This is a genomic window from Micromonospora solifontis, from assembly GCF_003725545.1.
Lineage (GTDB): Bacteria > Actinomycetota > Actinomycetes > Mycobacteriales > Micromonosporaceae > Micromonospora > Micromonospora solifontis.
In genome coordinates this window covers 1-17,818 of record NZ_RJLN01000095.1, presented here as the reverse complement: position 1 = coordinate 17,818, position 17,818 = coordinate 1, and the positions used below count along the sequence as shown (strand labels likewise).

General features: G+C 71.1%; 14 protein-coding genes, 1 pseudogene and 1 riboswitch. Of the genes and pseudogenes, 6 read left to right on the top strand and 9 right to left on the bottom strand.

From position 1 onward, the window contains the following. Nucleotides 1–25: 25 nt before the first annotated feature. Nucleotides 26–1,060 carry a C40 family peptidase gene (locus tag EFE23_RS23765; protein ID WP_123243141.1) on the bottom strand — a complete coding sequence of 345 codons (1,035 nt, stop codon included), beginning with the start codon at nt 1,058–1,060 and terminating at the stop codon, nt 26–28. Nucleotides 1,061–1,072: 12 nt separating this feature from the next. Then, nucleotides 1,073–1,208, bottom strand: a riboswitch (cyclic di-AMP (ydaO/yuaA leader). 235 nt (nt 1,209–1,443) lie between these two features. Here EFE23_RS23765 and EFE23_RS23760 point away from each other — a divergent pair. Continuing rightward, on the top strand, nt 1,444–3,471 hold the full coding sequence (locus EFE23_RS23760) for an N-acetylmuramoyl-L-alanine amidase (RefSeq protein WP_123243140.1): 2,028 nt from the start codon (nt 1,444–1,446) through the stop codon (nt 3,469–3,471). Between the two features lie 61 nt (nt 3,472–3,532). Here EFE23_RS23760 and EFE23_RS23755 read toward each other — a convergent pair whose 3' ends face one another. From EFE23_RS23755 to EFE23_RS23735, 5 genes are all read right to left on the bottom strand, one after another. After that, nucleotides 3,533–4,549 (bottom strand): C40 family peptidase, encoded by a 1,017-nt coding sequence (locus EFE23_RS23755; protein WP_233601123.1) that lies wholly within the window; start codon nt 4,547–4,549, stop codon nt 3,533–3,535. 162 nt (nt 4,550–4,711) lie between these two features. After that, entirely contained in the window at nt 4,712–5,716 is a 1,005-nt protein-coding gene (locus EFE23_RS23750) for a hemolysin family protein (RefSeq protein WP_123243139.1), read from the bottom strand. Beyond that, the gene (locus EFE23_RS23745) at nt 5,709–7,016 is read right to left on the bottom strand and encodes a hemolysin family protein (protein WP_123243144.1); all 1,308 of its coding nucleotides are present in this window, start codon (nt 7,014–7,016) and stop codon (nt 5,709–5,711) included. Before EFE23_RS23745 ends, EFE23_RS23750 begins: the two co-directional genes overlap by 8 nt. 179 nt (nt 7,017–7,195) lie before the next feature. Further along, the gene (locus EFE23_RS23740) at nt 7,196–9,397 is read right to left on the bottom strand and encodes a (Fe-S)-binding protein (RefSeq protein ID WP_123243138.1); all 2,202 of its coding nucleotides are present in this window, start codon (nt 9,395–9,397) and stop codon (nt 7,196–7,198) included. 375 nt (nt 9,398–9,772) lie between these two features. Further along, nucleotides 9,773–10,036 carry a cell division protein CrgA gene (locus EFE23_RS23735; RefSeq protein ID WP_123243137.1) on the bottom strand — a complete coding sequence of 88 codons (264 nt, stop codon included), beginning with the start codon at nt 10,034–10,036 and terminating at the stop codon, nt 9,773–9,775. Nucleotides 10,037–10,267: 231 nt separating this feature from the next. On the opposite strand from EFE23_RS23735, the gene EFE23_RS23730 reads away from it, so the two are divergent. The 4 genes from EFE23_RS23730 to EFE23_RS23715 are packed head-to-tail and all read left to right on the top strand — an operon-like array spanning nt 10,268 to nt 14,068. After that, entirely contained in the window at nt 10,268–11,074 is an 807-nt protein-coding gene (locus EFE23_RS23730; protein WP_123243136.1) for a DUF881 domain-containing protein, read from the top strand. Next, the gene (locus EFE23_RS29155; RefSeq protein ID WP_233601122.1) at nt 11,071–13,131 is read left to right on the top strand and encodes a class E sortase; all 2,061 of its coding nucleotides are present in this window, start codon (nt 11,071–11,073) and stop codon (nt 13,129–13,131) included. Before EFE23_RS23730 ends, EFE23_RS29155 begins: the two co-directional genes overlap by 4 nt. Before the next feature lie 2 nt (nt 13,132–13,133). After that, nucleotides 13,134–13,412 carry a hypothetical protein gene (locus EFE23_RS23720; RefSeq protein WP_123243135.1) on the top strand — a complete coding sequence of 93 codons (279 nt, stop codon included), beginning with the start codon at nt 13,134–13,136 and terminating at the stop codon, nt 13,410–13,412. A gap of 5 nt (nt 13,413–13,417) precedes the next feature. Beyond that, on the top strand, nt 13,418–14,068 hold the full coding sequence (locus EFE23_RS23715) for an aminodeoxychorismate/anthranilate synthase component II (RefSeq protein WP_123243142.1): 651 nt from the start codon (nt 13,418–13,420) through the stop codon (nt 14,066–14,068). Between the two features lie 729 nt (nt 14,069–14,797). On the opposite strand, the gene EFE23_RS23710 is transcribed toward EFE23_RS23715, so the two are convergent. Beyond that, nucleotides 14,798–14,977, bottom strand: coding sequence for a hypothetical protein (locus EFE23_RS23710; protein WP_123243134.1), 180 nt, complete (start codon nt 14,975–14,977; stop codon nt 14,798–14,800). Nucleotides 14,978–15,081: 104 nt separating this feature from the next. Here EFE23_RS23710 and EFE23_RS29610 point away from each other — a divergent pair, with 104 nt between their 5' ends. Then, nucleotides 15,082–15,459: a peptidase inhibitor family I36 protein gene (locus EFE23_RS29610; protein ID WP_123243133.1), complete on the top strand. Its 378-nt coding sequence runs from the start codon at nt 15,082–15,084 to the stop codon at nt 15,457–15,459. Nucleotides 15,460–15,686: 227 nt separating this feature from the next. Here the strand turns inward: EFE23_RS29610 and pknB are convergent, their stop codons facing one another. Then, the gene (gene pknB / locus EFE23_RS23700; RefSeq protein ID WP_123243132.1) at nt 15,687–17,498 is read right to left on the bottom strand and encodes a Stk1 family PASTA domain-containing Ser/Thr kinase; all 1,812 of its coding nucleotides are present in this window, start codon (nt 17,496–17,498) and stop codon (nt 15,687–15,689) included. After that, nucleotides 17,495–17,818, bottom strand: a pseudogene (locus EFE23_RS23695) (serine/threonine protein kinase); the annotation flags it as partial. The pseudogene EFE23_RS23695 and the gene pknB, both read right to left, overlap by 4 nt.

The following is a 17,818-nucleotide window of genomic DNA, read 5'->3' as shown; positions in this document are numbered from 1 at the left end:
TTAAGAAGGGGCCCCTCCTTACACCTCAGCCCGGCCGGCCGTAGCTGTTGATCTGGCCGTCGTCGACGCGCTTCATGGTGATCGGCTTGCCGGACTGGGAGGCGTGCACCACCCAGCCGTTGCCGACGTACATCGCGACGTGGTGCAGGTCGCTGTAGTAGAAGACCAGGTCGCCGGCGCGCAGCTCGCTCCGGCTCACCCGCCGGGTGACATCGTGCTGCTGGCGGGCGTTGTGCGGCAGCGAGACGCCGGCCTTGGCCCAGGCGGCCATGGTCAGGCCCGAGCAGTCGTAGTGGTCCGGCCCGGCGGCGCCCCAGACGTAGATCTTGCCGATCTGGGCGCAGGCGAACTTGACCGCGACCCCGGCAGGGCCGCCGGGATAGCCGGCCGGGCACGGCGCCGGACGCAGCGGCCCGCCGCCGCCGTTGCCGTACACCTTGAGCCGCAGCTTCTGCAGCCGGGCGATCTCGGCGTCGATCTGCTTCTTCTGCGCCGCGAGCTGGGCCTCGGTACGGGCCAGCTTGGCGATCATCTCGTCCAGCGGCTTCTTCTTCGCGGCCAGCTGGTCGCGCAGCTCGGCCACGGTCCGCACCTGCTGCTGCTGGCGGTGCGCGAAGCGGTCGAGCAGTTCCAGGCTGTCGACCACCTCACTCGGCGAGCGGCTGCCCAGCAGCGCGTTCACGGTGGACAGGCTGTCCCCCTTGTACGCGTCGGCGGCGAGGCCGCCGACCTGCCCGAGGGCCCGGTCGACCTGGGCCTCCAGCGGGGCGATCTGTCGGGCCAGCAGCGCGGCCTGCTTGCGCTTGGCGGCGAGGTCCTCACGGGTGGCGTTGACCTGTTCGATGACCGGCTCGAGCTTGTTCCAGTCCTTGTCGATCTGGGCTTCGATCTCGGCGACCGTCGGGTCGGCGTGGGCCGCCGTGGCGCCGCCGGTCAGGATGACGGCGGTGCCGATCAGGGCGGCGAGGGCGGTGGTGAAGCGGGACCAGCGTGGACGCGGCGCAACCGGCAGCCGGTCGAGCGACCGGGCCGACGGTGGCCGCTGGGCATGGTTAGCCACCGGGCTCCGTACTCCTTCTTCCCGACCGCCTACCGGGTTAGCTGACGGGTTCGGGCGGGAAGGGAGCCGCCCTACCGCAGAGACTGCGGATTCACCCCAGGTACCTGGGTCCCCGGCTCGCCCGGAGGCGACTCGGCGGTGTCCGACCGTCACCACCCGGGCTGGGCGGTGAGACTGTCGGTCGACGATTGACCAGAGTAGAGATCGCCGTTATCAGAATGCAACCCACGGGGCCGTGACACTCCGTACGCGAATTCCCGGCCACACCGCCCGAGGTGAAGATTTCCTTCAACGGGTTTTAGCAGCCGGAAAGGTATTGACCACAAGCGGGGTCCGGAGTGAGGGTGGGAACGCAGTGACCCCCATCCCTGTCTGGAGGTTCGATGCACCTCTCACCCCCGCCGTCGGGCAGACGGATACTGCTGGCCGCCGCCGTCGCGGCAGCCACCGCGTTCGCGACCACCGGACCGGTGGCCGCCGAGCCGGCCAGCACCGACACCGCCGACCGGCAGCAGCAGTACGCCGCCGCGGCCGACCAGTACGGCGTGCCGCAGAGCGTCCTGCTCGGCGTCTCATATCTGGAATCCCGCTGGGACACCCACGCGGGCCAGCCCAGCACCAGCGGCGGCTACGGGCCGATGCACCTGACCGACGCCCAGCAGGTCGCCTCGACCCCGTCCAGCGCGCACGTGGACGAGAACGAGGACCCGCGCGGCGACGACTCCCGCCCGCTCACGCTCGACCCGGCCGTCGCCGCCGCGCCCTCCGGTGACGTGCTGCCCCAGGCGTCCCTGCAGACCGTCGACGCCGCCGCCGCGCTCACCGGCGTCCCGGCCGAGACGTTGCGGACCGACGCCGCCGCGAACATCCGGGGCGGTGCGGCGCTGCTCGCCTCGTACCAGAAGGAACTGGGCGGGCCGGTCGGCGCCGACAGCGACCCGGCGGCCTGGTACGGCGCGGTGGCCCGGTACTCCGGCGCGGACACCGAGGACGCCGCGGCGGCCTTCGCCGACGAGGTCTACGACCAGCTCGGTCAGGGCGCCAGCCGGACCACCGACGACGGCCAGCGGGTCACCCTCGCGGCGACCGCGGTGTCGCCGGACGAGTCCGGGCTGCACAAGCTGGGCCTACGCCGCGCCGAGCGGCCGGACGGGCTGGAGTGCCCGGTCCGGCTCGCCTGCGAGTGGATCCCCGCCCCGTACGAGAAGTACGGCCCGGGCGCCGGTGACTACGGCAACCACGACCTCGGCGCGCGGCCGGCGCAGCAGAAGATCGAGTACATCGTCATCCACGACACCGAGGGCTACTTCGGCCCCAGCGTGAACCTGGTCAAGCGGGCCGACTACCTCGGCTGGCACTACACGCTGCGCTCGGTGGACGGCTACGTCGCCCAGCACATCAAGGCCAAGGACGTCGGCTGGCACGCCGGCAACTGGTACGTCAACGCCAAGTCCATCGGCATCGAGCACGAGGGCTTCGCCGGCCACGGCACCTGGTACACCGAGGCGATGTACCGGACCTCGGCGAAGCTGGTCCGGCACCTGGCGCTGCGCTTCCAGATCCCGCTGGACCGGCAGCACATCCTGGGCCACGACAACGTGCCGGGCATCCTCCCCGGGAACGTCGCCGGGATGCACTGGGACCCGGGCCCGTACTGGGACTGGTCGCACTACTTCGACCTGATGAAGGCGCCGTTCCGGGGCACCGCCACGCCGCACACCGGCCTGGTCACCATCGACCCGGACTACGCCACCAACCAGCCGGCGTTCACCGGCTGCAACCAGCAGCCGCCGGGCGTCCCGACGCCGAAGCCGCCGGCCGCGCCGTGCCCGCTGCGCGGCTCCTCCGCGGTCATCCTGCGCACCGCGCCCAGCCCGGACGCGCCGCTGGTGAACGACCTCGGCCTGCGCCCGGACGGCACGCCGGACACCATGTACATCTCCGACCACGGCGCCCGCGCGTCCGCCGGTCAGACGTACGCCCTCGCCGACGTTCAGGGCGACTGGACGGCGATCTGGTACCTCGGCCAGAAGGCCTGGTTCTTCAACCCGGCCTCGGCGCCGACGGCCAAGTGGGCGGCCGGCTTCGTGGTGACGCCCAAGCCCGGAAAGGCCACCATCCCGGTGTACGGGCGGGCCTACCCGGAGAAGGCCGCGTACCCGGCCGGGGTGCCGTACCAGACCATCGCGCCGCTGCAGTACACCTTCGCGGCGGGCCAGCGGTACGCGGTCGGCGGCGTGCTGCCGGGCGAGTACTACCGCGCCGTCACCTTCGACGGCTCGGCGCCGGGTGACTGGACCGTCATCCGGGGTGAGAACAAGTACGTGCAGGTCCAGTTCGGCCACCGGGTCATGTTCGTCAACCTCGACGACGTGCTGATCCAGCCGGCCGCGGTCGGCGCGCCGCGCTGACCGTCCCCTACGGCGAAGCCCCCCGGTCCACCGACCGGGGGGCTTCGTGTTGCTGTGGAGGTCAGTAGACCCGGCGGAAGCCGGCGACCGGCTGGTAGGCGATCTTCGAGACCTGGACCGGTTTGCCGGTCCGTGGCGCGTGCACCATCAGCCCGTTGCCCAGATAGAGACCGACATGGTGCAGGTCGCTGTAGAAGAAGACCAGGTCGCCCGGTCGGGCCTCGTCCCGGGACACCGGCCGGCCCTCGTTCCACTGCGCGCCGGTGAAGTGGGTGAGGGAGATGCCCGCCGCCTTGTAGGCGTACTGGGTGAGCCCGGAGCAGTCGAACGAGTTCGGGCCGGTGGCACCCCAGACGTACGGGTCGCCGACCTGGGCGCAGGCGGTCTTGATGGCGGTCCGTGCGGCACTGCTCACCACGCCGTCGATGCTCGGGCAGCCCTCGACGCGGACTGAGGTCACCGGCAGCATCTTGGTCAGCCGCTTGATCTCGGCGTCGATCTGCTTCTTCTTCGCCGCCAGCTCGTCGCGCTGCTTGATCTGGTCGGCGATCAGCGCGTCCAGCTTCTGCTTCTGCGCGTTGTACTTGTCGCGGATGGCCAGCACGCCGGCCACCTGCTTGCGCTGGTCCTCGGCCAGCCGGTCGAGGATGACCAGCTGCTCGGCGAGGGTGCCGGGCCGGGTGCTCACCAGCAGCGCGCCGACCTCCTGCGACGGGCCCCGCATGTAGTAGCGAGCGGCGATGTCACCGACCTTGTTCATCGCCAGCGCCGACTCCAGCTCCAGCGGCACCATCTTCTTCTGGAGGTCCGCCGACTTCTTCTGGTTGACCTTGAGCTGGGAGCGGACCTTGTTGTAGCTCTCGATGGTGGGCTCGAGCTGTTCCCACTGCTTGTCGATCTGCGCGTCGATCTCATCGACCGACGGCGCCGCGTGCGCCGGCGCCGTCAGCAGCCCGGCGCCGACCGCGACGGCCGCGACCAGGGTGAGGAGACGGCGTACGACCCGGCGTGCCCCGAGCGGTCTGACGGGCGGGTGGCTCGGGGCGTGACGATGAGGGGGCATGGTTGCCACCGGCACGGACTCCTTTGCAACCGACCGCCGGGCGCCCCGAGAGGGGAAGGTCGAGGCAGACGACCCACAGCGGTCGGTGCCCCACATTAGGGAAGGCACCGGGTGGAATCAAGGCGACCTTTCGTTCAATCACGTGTGCGCAACCGCTTGCCTACCAAGGGTATTCGTTCACTTGCCAACGATCGCAGTCAATACGTCATCGAGTGTCACCACGCCGAGGGCGCGCCGCCCGTCGCTCACCAGCACCATGTGCCGTCGCTCCCGCCGCATGGCCAGCAGCAGATCGGCCAGCGTGCGGTCCGGCGGCACCACGGCCAGCGGCCGGTAGACCTCGACGGGCACCGGCGCCCGCCGGCTCGCGCCCGCGTACCCGAGCACGTCCTTGACGTGCACGAAGCCGAGCACCCGGCGGGTGGACCGCTGCACCACCGGGAACCGGGAGCGGCCGGTCCGGGTCGCCAGCACCTCCAGCGACGCCGGTGACACGTCCTCGGCCACCGTGGTGACCGTCGACCAGGGTTGCAGCGCGTCCGCGGCGGTACGGCTGTGCAGGGCCAGCGCGCCGGTGATCCGGGCATGCTCCTCCGCGTCCAGCAGCCCCTCGGTGCGCGCCTGGGCGACCAGTCCGGTCAACTCCTCGGCGGTGAACACGGTCTTCACCGCGTCGGTCGCCTCCACCCGCCACAGCCGCAGCACCTGCCGGGCCGACCACTTCATGGCCAGCAGCAGCGGCTTGGTGGCGACGCAGAAGGCCAGCATCACCGGACCGAGCCAGAGCGCCGAGGGTTCCGGCCCGGCCAGGGTGATGTTCTTCGGCACCATCTCGCCGACCACCGTGTGCAGGAAGACCACCACGGCCAGGGCGATCACGAAGGCGACCGGATGAACGGCCGAGGCCGGCAGGCCCAGCGTCTCGAACGGCGTCTCCAGCAGGTGGGCCAGCGCCGGCTCGGCGATCGCGCCGAGGCCGAGGGAGCAGATGGTGATGCCGAGCTGCGCCCCGGCGATCATCAGCGGGATCTGGTTCATCGCGGAAAGCGCCCAGCGGGCCCGCTTCGACCCGGCCGCCAACGGTTCGATCACCGTACGCCGGGAGGCGATCAGGGCGAACTCGCTGCCCACGAAGAAGGCGTTGCCGAGCAGCAGCAGGACGGCGACCAGGAGTTCACTCATCGCCGTCGGGCTCCGCGGGACGGACCACCCGGACCTGCTCGATCCGGTGCCGGTCGACCTCGATCACGGTGAACTCGTAGCCGGCCTCCTCGACGGTCTCGCCGGGCACCGGGATGTGCCCCAGCCGGGCCATCAGGAAGCCGGCGAGCGTCTCGTACGGCCCCTCGGGCAGCCGGAAGCCGGTCTGCTCGATCAGCTCGTCCTCGCGCAGCACACCGTCCACCAGCACGGTCCGCTCGCCACCGGGCACGGTCAGCTCGACCGGCCCGAGGTCGTCGACCGCGTCCGGGTCGAACTCGTCGGCGATCTCGCCGACCAGCTCCTCGACCAGGTCCTCCACGGTCACCACGCCGTCCGTGCCGCCGTACTCGTCGACCACGATGGCCAGGTCCGCGCCGGCCGCCTTCAGGGCCGCCAGCACCCCGTCCAGGTCCAGGCTCTCCGGGACGTACACCGGCTCGCGGGCGACCGCGGCGACGGTGGTGGACCCCCGGGCGGCCAGCGGCACACCGAGCGCGTCCGGCACCCCGGCGACGCCGGTCACCAGGTCGAGCGTCTCCTCGTAGACCGGGAACCGGGTCCGGCCGGTCTGCCGGGACAGGTCCAGCAGCTCGGCCACCGAGGCGGTGGCCCGCAGCGCGATCACGTCCACCCGTGGCGTCATCGCCTCGGCGGCCCGCTTGTCGCCGAAGCGGATGGTGCGGCGCAGCAGCATCGCGGTGTCCGGCGGCAGGGCGCCGGCCCGCGCCGAGATGGCGGCGAGCAGCCCCAGCTCCTCCGGGGACCGGGCGCTGGCCAGTTCCTCCTGCGGCTCCACGCCCAGCCGGCGGACCAGCCGGTTCGCCGAGTCGTTGAGCAGCCGGATCAGCCAGCCGAAGGTGCGGGCGAAGGCCCGCATCGGCCCGGCGGTGGCGAGCGCGGCCGGCATGGGCCGGGCCAGCGCCAGGTTCTTCGGCACCAGCTCGCCGAAGAGCATCGAGATCAGCGTGGCCAGGGCCAGGGCGAGCAGCCCGCTGAGGCGCTCCGCCCCACCGAACGGGCGCAGCAGCGGGGCGAAGAGCCGGGCCAGGGCCGGTTCGGCCAGGTAGCCGGTGAGCAGCGCGGTGATGGTGATGCCGAGCTGCGCGCCGGAGAGCTGGAAGGACAGCTCACGCAGCGCCCGCCGTACGGTGGCGGCCTGGCCGTCGCCCTCGTCCGCCCGCCGGTCGATCTCCGCCCGGTCCACGGTGACCAGGGCGAACTCGGCCGCGACGAAGAACGCGTTGCCGGCGGTCAGCAGCACGAAGCCGACCAGGGGCAACAGCGTCAGAACCAGCAGGCCGTCGATGGGCGTGATTGTGGCACGCGAGCGCCGGTGCTGCGCCCCCGTAGCGGCGGTGCTGGTCGCGACCGCCGCCACCACCATCAGCTGAGCCGACGGCGGCGGCACCACCGTGGGTGCCACCGCCGTCGTGGTCCGGCTTCCCGCCGGGGTACGCCTCAGCCGGCCGCCGGCGCGGTCTCCGGCTCGCCGGCCGGGGCCTCCGGCTTGACCGAGCGGAGCAGCACGCTGGCCACGTCCACGACCTCGACCTGCTCGCCGGCCCCCTTGCCGTTGACCCCGTCGTTGAGCATCGTCGAGCAGAACGGGCAGCCGACCGCGATGGTCTTCGCCCCGGTGGACATGGCCTCCTCGACCCGGTCCACGTTGATCCGCTTGCCGATCTTCTCCTCCATCCACATCCGGGCACCGCCGGCGCCGCAGCAGAAGGAGCGCTCGCTGTTGCGGGGCATCTCGGTGATCTCGGCCGAGCCGAGGGCCGCGCCGAGGACCTCGCGGGGCGGGGTGAAGACCCGGTTGTGCCGGCCCAGGTAGCAGGGGTCGTGGTAGGTGAGGCCGCCGTCCAGCGGCTGCACCGGGGTGAGCTTGCCGGTGGCGACCAGGTGCGCCAGCAGCTGGGTGTGGTGGACCACCTCGAACTCCCCGCCGAGCTGGCCGTACTCGTTGCCCAGCGTGTTGAAGCAGTGCGGGCAGGTGGCGACGATCTTCCGCTTGCTCTTCTCCCGCCCCTCGAACGCCTCGTTCAGCGTCTCGACGTTCTGCTGGGCGAGCATCTGGAAGACGAACTCGTTGCCGATCCGGCGGGCCGGGTCACCGGAGCAGGTCTCGCCCTCGCCGAGGATGGCGAAGGAAACGCCCGCCTCGTTGAGCAGCGTGGCCACCGCGCGGGTGGTCTTCTTGGCCCGGTCCTCGAACGCGCCGGCACAGCCGACCCAGAACAGGTACTCGAAGTCCTCCACCTCGCCGACCCGCGGCACCTCGAAGTCGAGGCCCTTGGTCCAGTCCTCGCGGGTGTTCTGCGGGGCGCCCCACGGGTTGCCCTTGTTCTCCAGGTTGCGGAGCATGACGCCGGCCTCGGACGGGAAGGTCGACTCGATCAGCACCTGGTAGCGACGCATGTCGACGATGTGGTCGACGTGCTCGATGTCCACCGGGCACTGCTCGACGCAGGCGCCGCAGGTGGTGCAGGACCAGAGCACGTCCGGGTCGATGACCCCGCCCTCCTCGGCGGTGCCGATCAGCGGCCGGTCGGCCTCGGCCATGGCCAGCACGTCGACACCGGCCAACTGCTCCTGCGTGGCCTTCTCCTCGCCGGTCAGGTCCTTGCCACCGCCGGCCAGCAGGTACGGCGCCTTCGCGTACGCGTGGTCGCGCAGGCTCAGCACCAGCAGCTTCGGCGACAGCGGCTTGCCGGTGTTCCAGGCCGGGCACTGCGACTGGCAGCGACCGCACTCGGTGCAGGTGCTGAAGTCCAGCAGGCCCTTCCAGCTGAACTGCTCGACCTGGGCGACGCCGAACTGGTCCTTCTCCGGATCGGCCTCCTCGAAGTCGAGCGGCTTGCCGGCGCTCATCATCGGGCGCAGCGCGCCGAGACCGGAGCCGGCCGGCTTCTGCGGCTCACGCTTGAAGAAGATGTTGGGGAACGCCAGGAAGCGGTGCCAGGCGACACCCATGGTGACGTTCAGCGAGATCACGATGAGCCAGGTCATCGAGATGACGATCTTGATGAGGGCGGCGACGCTGACCCCCGCCGTCCAGGCCGGCAGCGCGGCGCCGATCGCGTGGCTGACCGGGGTGGCCCAGACCGGGTACTCGAAGTGGTCGGTGGCGACCTTGAAGCCCCGGATCAGGAAGCCGAAGATCAGGACCAGCAGCACGACCCACTCGACGAAGTAGCCCTGCCACATGGTCGAGCCGGTGAACCGGGAGCGGTTGCCGGGCCGGTTCGGCCGGTTGCGCAGCCGGATCGCCATCAGCACCAGGATGCCGAGGAAGCCGAACACGCCGATCAGCTCGGTGGCCAGGCCGAAGATCGTCCAGTGCCCGATGATCGGCAGCCCGCCGCCCGGGGTGACCACCTCGAAGTACGCCTCGAGCACCAGCAGCGACAGCACGATGAACGCGACCATCACGAACCAGTGGGCGGCACCCACCACGCTCCACTTCAGCATGCGGGTGTGGCCGGCGGTCTCCACCAGCATCTTCCTGGTGCGGGCGCCCTTGTCGGTGAACCGCTCCGGCGCGGGTTGACCGAGCCGGATGACGGCCGTCATCTTCATGACCGCGCGTACCGCAAGCCACACCGCCACGGCGGTGATGGCGGCCGCGAGGATCGTGGTGACGATCTGGACGCTGCCCATCGAGTTGGCCTCCCGGTCTGCTGCCTGTCGAGCGGCTCGGCGACCGGGAACGGCTCAGGATGTGGCCGGCGTGTTCCGCCGCTGACCGCCACTCCGACCCGACCGGCCGATGACCTCGCTCCGCTCGGTCATGCAGTGCAGCCTACGCGCAAGGTTACCCAGCAGTAACGTGAGTCATCTCGCATCGGCCGCGCCGCCCTGCGGACACCTTAGGTGGAGGCGGCCGCGCGCGCCGGGCAGGGGCGCGGTCGCGTGACGTACATCCGTCGGACGGGCGGCGGCGGAACCGGTCAGCGGCGGCCGACCGGGACGGGACGGGGCGACGGCCCGACCCCCGACGGCGTCGGCCGCCGCACCGGGGTCGGGCCGGGGGGGTCAGCGCCAGCGGGAGAGCAGGATGAGCGAGGCGACCATCGCGCCGAAGCCCACGGCGAGGTTCCAGTAGCCCCACGTGGCGACCGGGTAAGCCTGCTCGGAGAGGTAGTACACGACCAGCCAGCCGATGCCGGCGACGATCAGCGTGACGGCGGTGATCGGCAGCCAGACCGGGCTAGGCTTGCGCGTCGCCGCTGTCGCCGTCGGACGCACGTCCGTCGGCGGGGTGTACACCTTCTTCTTGCGGACCTGAGACTTGGGCACGACGCTCTCCAGAGGGGGGTACGACCTCGTCCGGCCTGACAACCGGGCGCGGGGGCGACGGTCCATGGCCAATAATGTTCGACAGCTAGCGTAGTCCCGACGGACCGTCCAGGCCACGAATGGGGTCAGGCCGGTGCACGGGGTGACCGAAAAGGGCAAGACTTTTCGGGTCGAGCACGCCGGTCCGTGTCGTCGCGGGCCGGAACGAGACGACGGGAAAGGGAACGCCCGGTGGAGTACACGTCCGGCGCCGCCTCCTGGCAGAAGGTCCTCCGGCGCGCGGTCGTCGGCCTGCTGCCCCGGCGGCCACGGCAGCGCCGCCCGGGCTGGTCGATCGGCGTACCCCTGATCGCCGCCGCGGCGGGCCTGCTCTTCACCACGACCGCGACCACGGCCGGCGGCACCGCCCTGCGGGAGGACCGGCGTCCCCAGCTCACGCAGTTGATCGAGGACCGGCGCGAACAGGTCGCGGCGAGCGAGGCGAAGGCCGCCCGGCTGCGCGACGAGGTCGAGGAGCAGACGGCCACCCTGGCCGACACCGACGGCCCGATCAAGGAGCAGCGCGACCGGGCCGCCGCCCTCCGGCAGGCGGCCGGGTTCACCGCGCTCACCGGCACCGGCGTCACCATCGAACTCAACGACGCGGCCCGCCGGCCCGACCAGCCCCTGCCCAAAGGTGCCAGCAACGACGACCTGGTCGTCCATCAGAGCGACGTCCAGGCGGTCGTGAACGCCCTCTGGGCGGGCGGCGCCGAGGCCATGTCAATCATGAACGTCCGCGTCCTCAGTACCAGCGCGGTACGCTGCGTCGGAAACACCCTGCTGCTGCACGGCCGGGTGTACTCCCCTCCTTTCAAGATCGTGGCAATCGGCGACCCCGCCTCCCTTCAGCGGGCCCTCGCCGCGTCCGAGGGAGTCCGGTTGTTCAGGGAAGCGGTGGATCACTACCAGCTCGGCTACTCCGAAACCGTCTCCACGGTCACCGTGCCGGCGTTCGAGGACTCCACCGCCCTCCGCTCCGCGAAGGTGCCCCGGTGACCGCTGAGGAACCCCGGGAGCGGGACGGGCGCCACCGCGACCACAGCGAGGATCCGACCGCGTTCATGCCACCGGTCGAGCGCCCGTCCCGGCCCGCGCTCGACCTCCCGTGGCCGGAGCAGGCCGAGCGCCAGCCGGCCGCACCCCGGCGACCGTCCCACGACCGGCCCGCGGACCTCTTCGGTGACGCTGCCGGGCACGGCTACGCCACACCGCCGCCCGCCGGTCCCGACCGGCTCCCAGCCGCCCCCGACCGTGACCGGGTCCCACCGGCCGCCCCTGACCGTGACCGGGTCCCACCAGCTCCCGCCGACCGCGCTCCGGTCTCACCGGCGCCGGCCAACCCCGACCGGCGCGGCACGGCACCGGCCGGCCCGGAACGGTCCGCCCACCCCGAGCCGTTCCGGCCCGCCGCCGGCGCGGGCCCGTACCGGCCGGGCAGCAACAACCCGCCCCACCAGCCGTCGGCCGCCACGCCGCAGCAGGATCCGCAGCACCCCAACGCCCGGCCCGCCGCCGGGCAGGCCGGCCCGCCACGCCGCCTGCCCACCGAGCCCCCGCCACGCTGGGGGGACGAGGTCGCCGCGCGGTCGCACTCAACCGCCCCCACCGGCTCCGCCGGCCCGGCCACTGCCACCGGCCCTACCGGCACCGCCGGCCCGGCCGCTCCCGCCGGCCGCCGGTCGGGCACCGACCCGAACGTCGCCGGAGCCGACCGGTCGAACTCCGCCGGATGGGCCGTGGACCCCGGTACGAACCGTCCGGACGGCACCGAACGGGGTGCGGTGGCGCCGGGCGCGGCCGGATCGCCGAGCCGGCCCGGCGGGCAGCCCGGCGGCCCGTCCACCCCGGCCACGACCCCGAGCGTACGACCGGTCACCGCGGCCACGGCCCCGGGCGTACGACCGGCCGCCCCGGGCGACGCGCCGACCGCGTTCCTTCCCCGGGTGACCGACCGGCCGGGGACCCGCTCAGGGTCGGTGGAGGGCGCCGACAGCCGCGTTCGGCACACCGGACCGGCGGCGAAGGATCAGGTGGCCGGCACGCCGCGCCCGGCCGGTGACGTACCCCGGTCGGCCGCATCCGGCGGCGTACCACAGGCGGGCCGGCCCGGGCGACCGGAGACCGGCGGTGTGCCGGCGGATCCGGGCGCGACCGCCGTACTCCCGGCCGTCACCGCCCGACGCCCGAGCGGCCCCGCCCTCGACTCCACCGCGCTGATGGGTGCCGTACCCCCGCTGCCCGAGAACGGCGGCGACGAGCCCGCCGACGCCCCGGCCGAGCCACCCCGCCCCCGCCGGGGCGAGCGCGTGGTGAAGCTCCGGCCCGAGCAGACCGGCGAGGGGTACAAGAGCGTCTACTCCGAACTGACCCGCCCGACCATCGGCTCCCGGCTGCGTACCGGGATCCGGGCCACCGGCGAGGTGCTGATCACCTTCGGCCTGGTCGTGCTCCTCTTCGCCGGATACGAGATCTGGGGCAAGACGGTGATCGTCGACGCCCACCAGAACGACCTGAACAACCAGCTCGCCCAGGAGTGGGGCGGCAACACGGACCCGACGGTCGCGCCGACCGGACCCACCCCCAAGCCCACGCCACCGGCCGAGGGCAAGCCGGTCGCCGGGCTCTACATCCCCAAGCTCGACAAGCACTGGGTGGTGGTCGAGGGGGTCAGCCCGGCCGACATCCGGTACGCCCCGGGCCACTACCCGAAGAGCGCCATGCCCGGCCAGGTGGGCAACTTCTCCGTCGCCGGGCACCGGATCCGGGCTACCTTCTGGCGCCTTGACGAGCTCAAACCCGGCGACGACATCGTGGTCGAGTCCCAGAGCGAGTGGTTCATCTACAAGGTCTACCAGCAGCAGATCGTCCGGCCGTCCCAGGTCGAGGTGGTCGCGCCGGTGCCGGGCAAGCCCGGCGCGAAGCCGACCGAGAAGCTGCTCACCCTGACCACCTGCAACCCCAAGTTCGACAACTACCAGCGGCTGATCATCCACGCCAGGCTGGACCACGCCCAGGCCAAGTCGGCGGGCCGGCCGCCGGAGCTGGGGGGCTGACGATGTACGCGTGGATCTGGCGCAAACTGCCGTTCGGGCTGGCCGGAAAGCTGGTCGGCTCGCTGCTGCTCGCGGCGGCCACGGTCGCCCTGCTCTGGCTCGTGGTCTTCCCGTGGGCCGAGCCGCTGCTCCCCTTCGACGACGTCCAGGTCACCCAGGACTCCGGCGTGCCGGGTGGCGACGGCGGCGAACTCACCGTGCCGAGCGTGCGCCCGAGCGAGGAGGACATCCCCTACAACACGGAGACCAACAACGCCCCGCCCACCACCCCGAACAGGTGACCCCGATGCGCGTCCTGGTGATCGACAACTACGACTCGTTCGTCTTCAACCTGGTGCAATATCTCGGCCAGCTCGGCGTGGACTGCGAGGTACGGCGCAACGACGAGATCGACGTCGCCGAGGTGGGCCGGGCGGGGGCCGCCGGCGTGCTGCTGTCGCCCGGCCCGGGCAGCCCGGACCGGGCCGGCATCTGCCTCGACGTCATCCGGGAGTACGCCGGCAGACTCCCGCTCTTCGGCGTCTGCCTCGGTCACCAGGCGATCGGCGAGGCGTTCGGCGCGACCGTGACCCGGGCGCCGGAGCTGCTGCACGGCAAGACCTCCGAGGTGAGCCACCACGGCGTGGGCGTCCTCACCGGCCTGCCCGACCCGTTCACCGCCACCCGCTACCACTCGCTCGCCGTGCTGCCCGAGACGCTGCCGGACGAGCTGGAGGTGACTGGCTGGACGGGCTCCGGCGTGGTGATGGCGATGCGGCACCGGACCCTGCCGATCGAGGGCGTCCAGTTCCACCCGGAGTCGGTACTGACCGAGGGCGGGCACCTCATGCTGGCGAACTGGTTGGCGGTCTGCGGGCACCCGGAGGCGCTGGAGCGGGCCCCGGAGCTGGCCGCCGAGGTGGAGGCCCGCCGCCGGGCCGCCTTCGCCACCGCCTGAGCGGCGGCGCACCGACAACGCGCAGCAGGTCAACGGCTCTTGGAAGTTGGGTGGAGTTGAGGGGTGCCCGCAGTGGCGCCGGGTGGCAGGGCGTTCGCAAGATCGAGATATGACCGGATGGTCGGTTATGGGACTGCGTAGATTTCCGTGTTTGACCTGGGTGTGGTCCGTGGGACTGGACGTCGATCCTGTCCGGAAGGAACACGTTGGCAGACAAGAAGAATGCTGCCCAGCTTCCGCAGCCGACGGCGGCGCAGGGTGGAGTTCGCTCAGCAGTTGGTCGAGCGGGCCAAGGCCGATGGGTGTCGTTGGTGGGGCGGGTGGGCTCCTCGCCGTGATCACCCGCACCGTCCTGGAATGGACCGTCGAGGAGAGCTTTCAGACCGCCAAAGCCAGGTGGGTCTGGACCAGCGGACCAGCACCAGGTCCGCCGCTGGCACTCCTGGCACCGGTTCACCGCCCTCGCCGTGGCCGCCCTCGCCGTCCTGACCATCTGCGCCGCCGCCAGCAGCGCAGCCGCCGAAACCAGCGCGCTGATCAAGCTCACGCCCAACGAAATCCGCCGTCTGATCAACCTCTTCATCACCCAACCGGTCAGCGACCTCGCCCATCATCTGCACTGGTCAGGCTGGCACCACCTCCAACAAGCCCGAGCCCGACAGTCCCACTTCACATACCGCCTCAACCTCGACCATGATTCCAAACGGCAGCTGCCTCACTGGTGCCGCATCAGGCAATGTTCGCCTGCGCGTCGCCGCTTGCGACGACACCCTGTTCCCCGGCGCCCGGCAAGTCTTCTGGCTCCGCCGCGACACCGGCGGCCTCGTCGGCGTACGCACCAGCAAAGAGATCATCCCAGGCATCGTCAGCCTCGACGCCGAACAGGCCGGCCCGCAGCACCTCAACCACTACGCCAGAGGAAACTGGACCGTGGAAAGTCGTCTGCATTGGACCAGAGACGTCACCTTCCACGAGGACGCTCCCAGATCAGGACCGGTACGGGCCCACGCAATATGGCCACCCGCAGTCAAGGGAATAAATTGAAGGCAATCGGAAAACGCTCCGCTGCCATTGCCGCAGCCGCAACGGTTGGACTTTCGCTCGGCGTGGCACAGCCGACAGCTGCCAACGCCGCCAGTTGCGCCTCTCCTGAGGTTTGCACTTGGAGTGGAACTAACTACACCGGCAACGTGGGGTATTCTTACGCAAGTCCCGGCGTGTGCTACTACAATGCCGGCCCCATCCGATCCGTAATCAATCGCACCTCCCGCACTATCACCTTCTACGAGTTGTCCAACTGTGCCATCAGTGGCTTCAGTACGCGAACTGTCGGCGCTGGCCTTTCGGTTTCCAACCTGGGCATTACGGCATACAGCTACAAGGCATCCTAGCCCCACCGCTACTACTATGTGCCGACCCATACAGGTTGTGGGACGAGCGGTGTCGCACAATGACTTTCTTCACGTTATCGGGCTAGGCCCTTTCCCCGCAAGGACAGTCATTAAAAACGGCAGCCCCAGTCGTACGACTGGGGCTGCCGCTTAGAAGTCGGAATTAGTAACTTGTATTCTTTTAGTGAAAACGTCGAGGCCTCGACCGGAGTCGGGGCCGCGATCCGTTACTGGTCGGAGAGCCGCGCTGACGTGGAGGTCGGGAAGGGGAAGCCGCCCCCGGTGCCCGGCGTCGACGGCGAACTGGTGGGGCTGGGCGAAGTCGGCGACTCGGTCGGCTCCGGCGGCGCGATGTCGACGTAGATGGTGACCCGGCTGCCCTTCGGGAGGTCCTTGTTGGCATCGGGGCTCTGCTTGCTGACCTTGCCGACCTGGTCCGGGTTGGTGGCCTCGTCACCGTCGAGGACCCGCACCTTGTATCCGGCGTTCTTCAGGATTCGCTCCGCCTGGTCCTTGGGGAAGCCGATTACATCTGGGACCTTGGCGACGTTGCCCTTGGAGACCAGCACCTTGACGGTGGAACGGACCGGTACGGGCGTGCCCTCCTTCGGGTCGACGTTGACGACGAGGCCCTCCGGCAGGCTGCTGTCGACCTCCTCCGAGTCGACGTTGAGCTCCAACCCTTCGAGCTGCTGCTTGACGTTCGTGAACTGCGAGCCCTTCAGCCCAGTCGGGATGGTGACCTGCTGCCGGCCGCCACAGATCTGGATGGTGACGTTCTGGCCCTTCTTCACCGTGGTGCTGGCCGGCGGGCTCTGCCCGGCCACGGTGCCCTTCTCGCAGGTGTCGTTCTTCACCGGATCGCCGAGCACCGGAACGAGATCGGCGTTCTGGATCTCCTGGACCGCGACGGCCTGGGCCTTGCCCTCCAGGGACGGCACCCGGACCTCGTCCGCCGCCTTCTGGTTCAGGTAAAGGGCAGCGGCCAGGGCGATTACCGCGAGCACGCCGAGCGCGGCGAAGGTGGCGATCACCCAGGAGGAGCTCCTCCGCTTGCGCGGGTCGCCGACCCGGGCCGGCATCTGCTGGCGGGTCTGCGGGCCCATCACCTGGGTCTGGTAGCCGGCGGCCGCGGCGGCCGGGCCCATCGCCGCGGTCTCGTCGACCGGCATGACCGGGGTGGCCAGCACCGGCCGCCCGGCGGCGGCGCGGAGCAGGTCCGCCCGCATCTCGCCGGCGCTCTGGTAGCGGTTCAGCGGGTTCTTGGACAGCGCCTTCAGCACGATGGCGTCCACCGCCGGGTTGACGTCCGGGTTGATGGTGCTCGGCGTCGGCGGCTGCTCCCGCACGTGCTGGTACGCGACGCTGACCGGGCTGTCGCCGACGAACGGCGGGTGCCCGCAGAGCAGCTCGAACAGCACGCAGCCGGCCGCGTACACGTCGGAGCGGGCGTCGACCGCCTCACCGCGCGCCTGCTCCGGGGAGAGGTATTGTGCCGTGCCGATGACGGCGCTGGTCTGCGTCATCGTGGTGGCCCCGCTGGCCAGCGCCCGGGCGATGCCGAAGTCCATCACCTTGACCTGGCCGGTCTGGGTGAGCATCACGTTGCCCGGCTTGATGTCCCGGTGGATGATGCCGTGCCGGTGGCTGAACTCCAGCGCCGCGCACATGTCGGCGCAGATCTCCAGCGCCCGGCGCGGCTGGAGCCGCCCCTCGGCGCCCAGCACCTCCTTGAGGGTCCGTCCGTTGACGAACTCCATCACGATGAACGGCAACGTCTCGCCGGTCGCCGCGGTCTCCTCGCCGGTGTCGTACACCGCGACGATCGCCGGGTGGTTCAGTGAGGCTGCGTTCTGGGCCTCCCGGCGGAACCGCATCTGGAAGGTCGCGTCCCGGGCCAGGTCCGCCCGGAGCATCTTGATCGCGACGTCCCGACCGAGCCGGAGATCGCGACCGCGGTGCACCTCCGCCATGCCGCCGTAGCCGAGCAGCTCGCCGACCTGGTACCTGCCACCCAGCAGGCGGGCCTGCGCTGTCATCGCGTCTCTCGTCCTTCGCTCGTCGTCGTCTCGCCGCCAACCGGCTGGAGCCGTACCCCACGACGGTACGACGTCCCGACCAGATCGTCCGCACCGTGGCCCCGCACCGCGCCGGACACCATGCTCGCCGGAGCGAGCGCGCCGGCCGATCCGGCCGCCGCGTACTTCCGGTAGTAGTACGAAATCACGCCGGAGCAGAGGACCACCAGTACGGCCACCACCACGGCGGTGACCCACAGTCCCGACCGGGACCGGCGGGGAGCCGGCGGCGGGGCGGCCATCGGTCGCGCGTACCCGAGGGGGTTGTGCTGCCGGGGCGG

What these genes read in the sequence shown, in the direction of transcription:
- EFE23_RS23760 (WP_123243140.1), top strand. Translation starts at nt 1,444, where the DNA reads ATGCACCTCTCACCCCCGCCGTCGGGCAGACGGATACTGCTGGCCGCC.
- EFE23_RS23750 (WP_123243139.1), bottom strand. Translation starts at nt 5,716, where the DNA reads ATGAGTGAACTCCTGGTCGCCGTCCTGCTGCTGCTCGGCAACGCCTTC.
- EFE23_RS23740 (WP_123243138.1), bottom strand. Translation starts at nt 9,397, where the DNA reads ATGGGCAGCGTCCAGATCGTCACCACGATCCTCGCGGCCGCCATCACC.
- EFE23_RS23720 (WP_123243135.1), top strand. Translation starts at nt 13,134, where the DNA reads ATGTACGCGTGGATCTGGCGCAAACTGCCGTTCGGGCTGGCCGGAAAG.
- EFE23_RS23715 (WP_123243142.1), top strand. Translation starts at nt 13,418, where the DNA reads ATGCGCGTCCTGGTGATCGACAACTACGACTCGTTCGTCTTCAACCTG.
- EFE23_RS29610 (WP_123243133.1), top strand. Translation starts at nt 15,082, where the DNA reads ATGGCCACCCGCAGTCAAGGGAATAAATTGAAGGCAATCGGAAAACGC.
- pknB (WP_123243132.1), bottom strand. Translation starts at nt 17,498, where the DNA reads ATGACAGCGCAGGCCCGCCTGCTGGGTGGCAGGTACCAGGTCGGCGAG.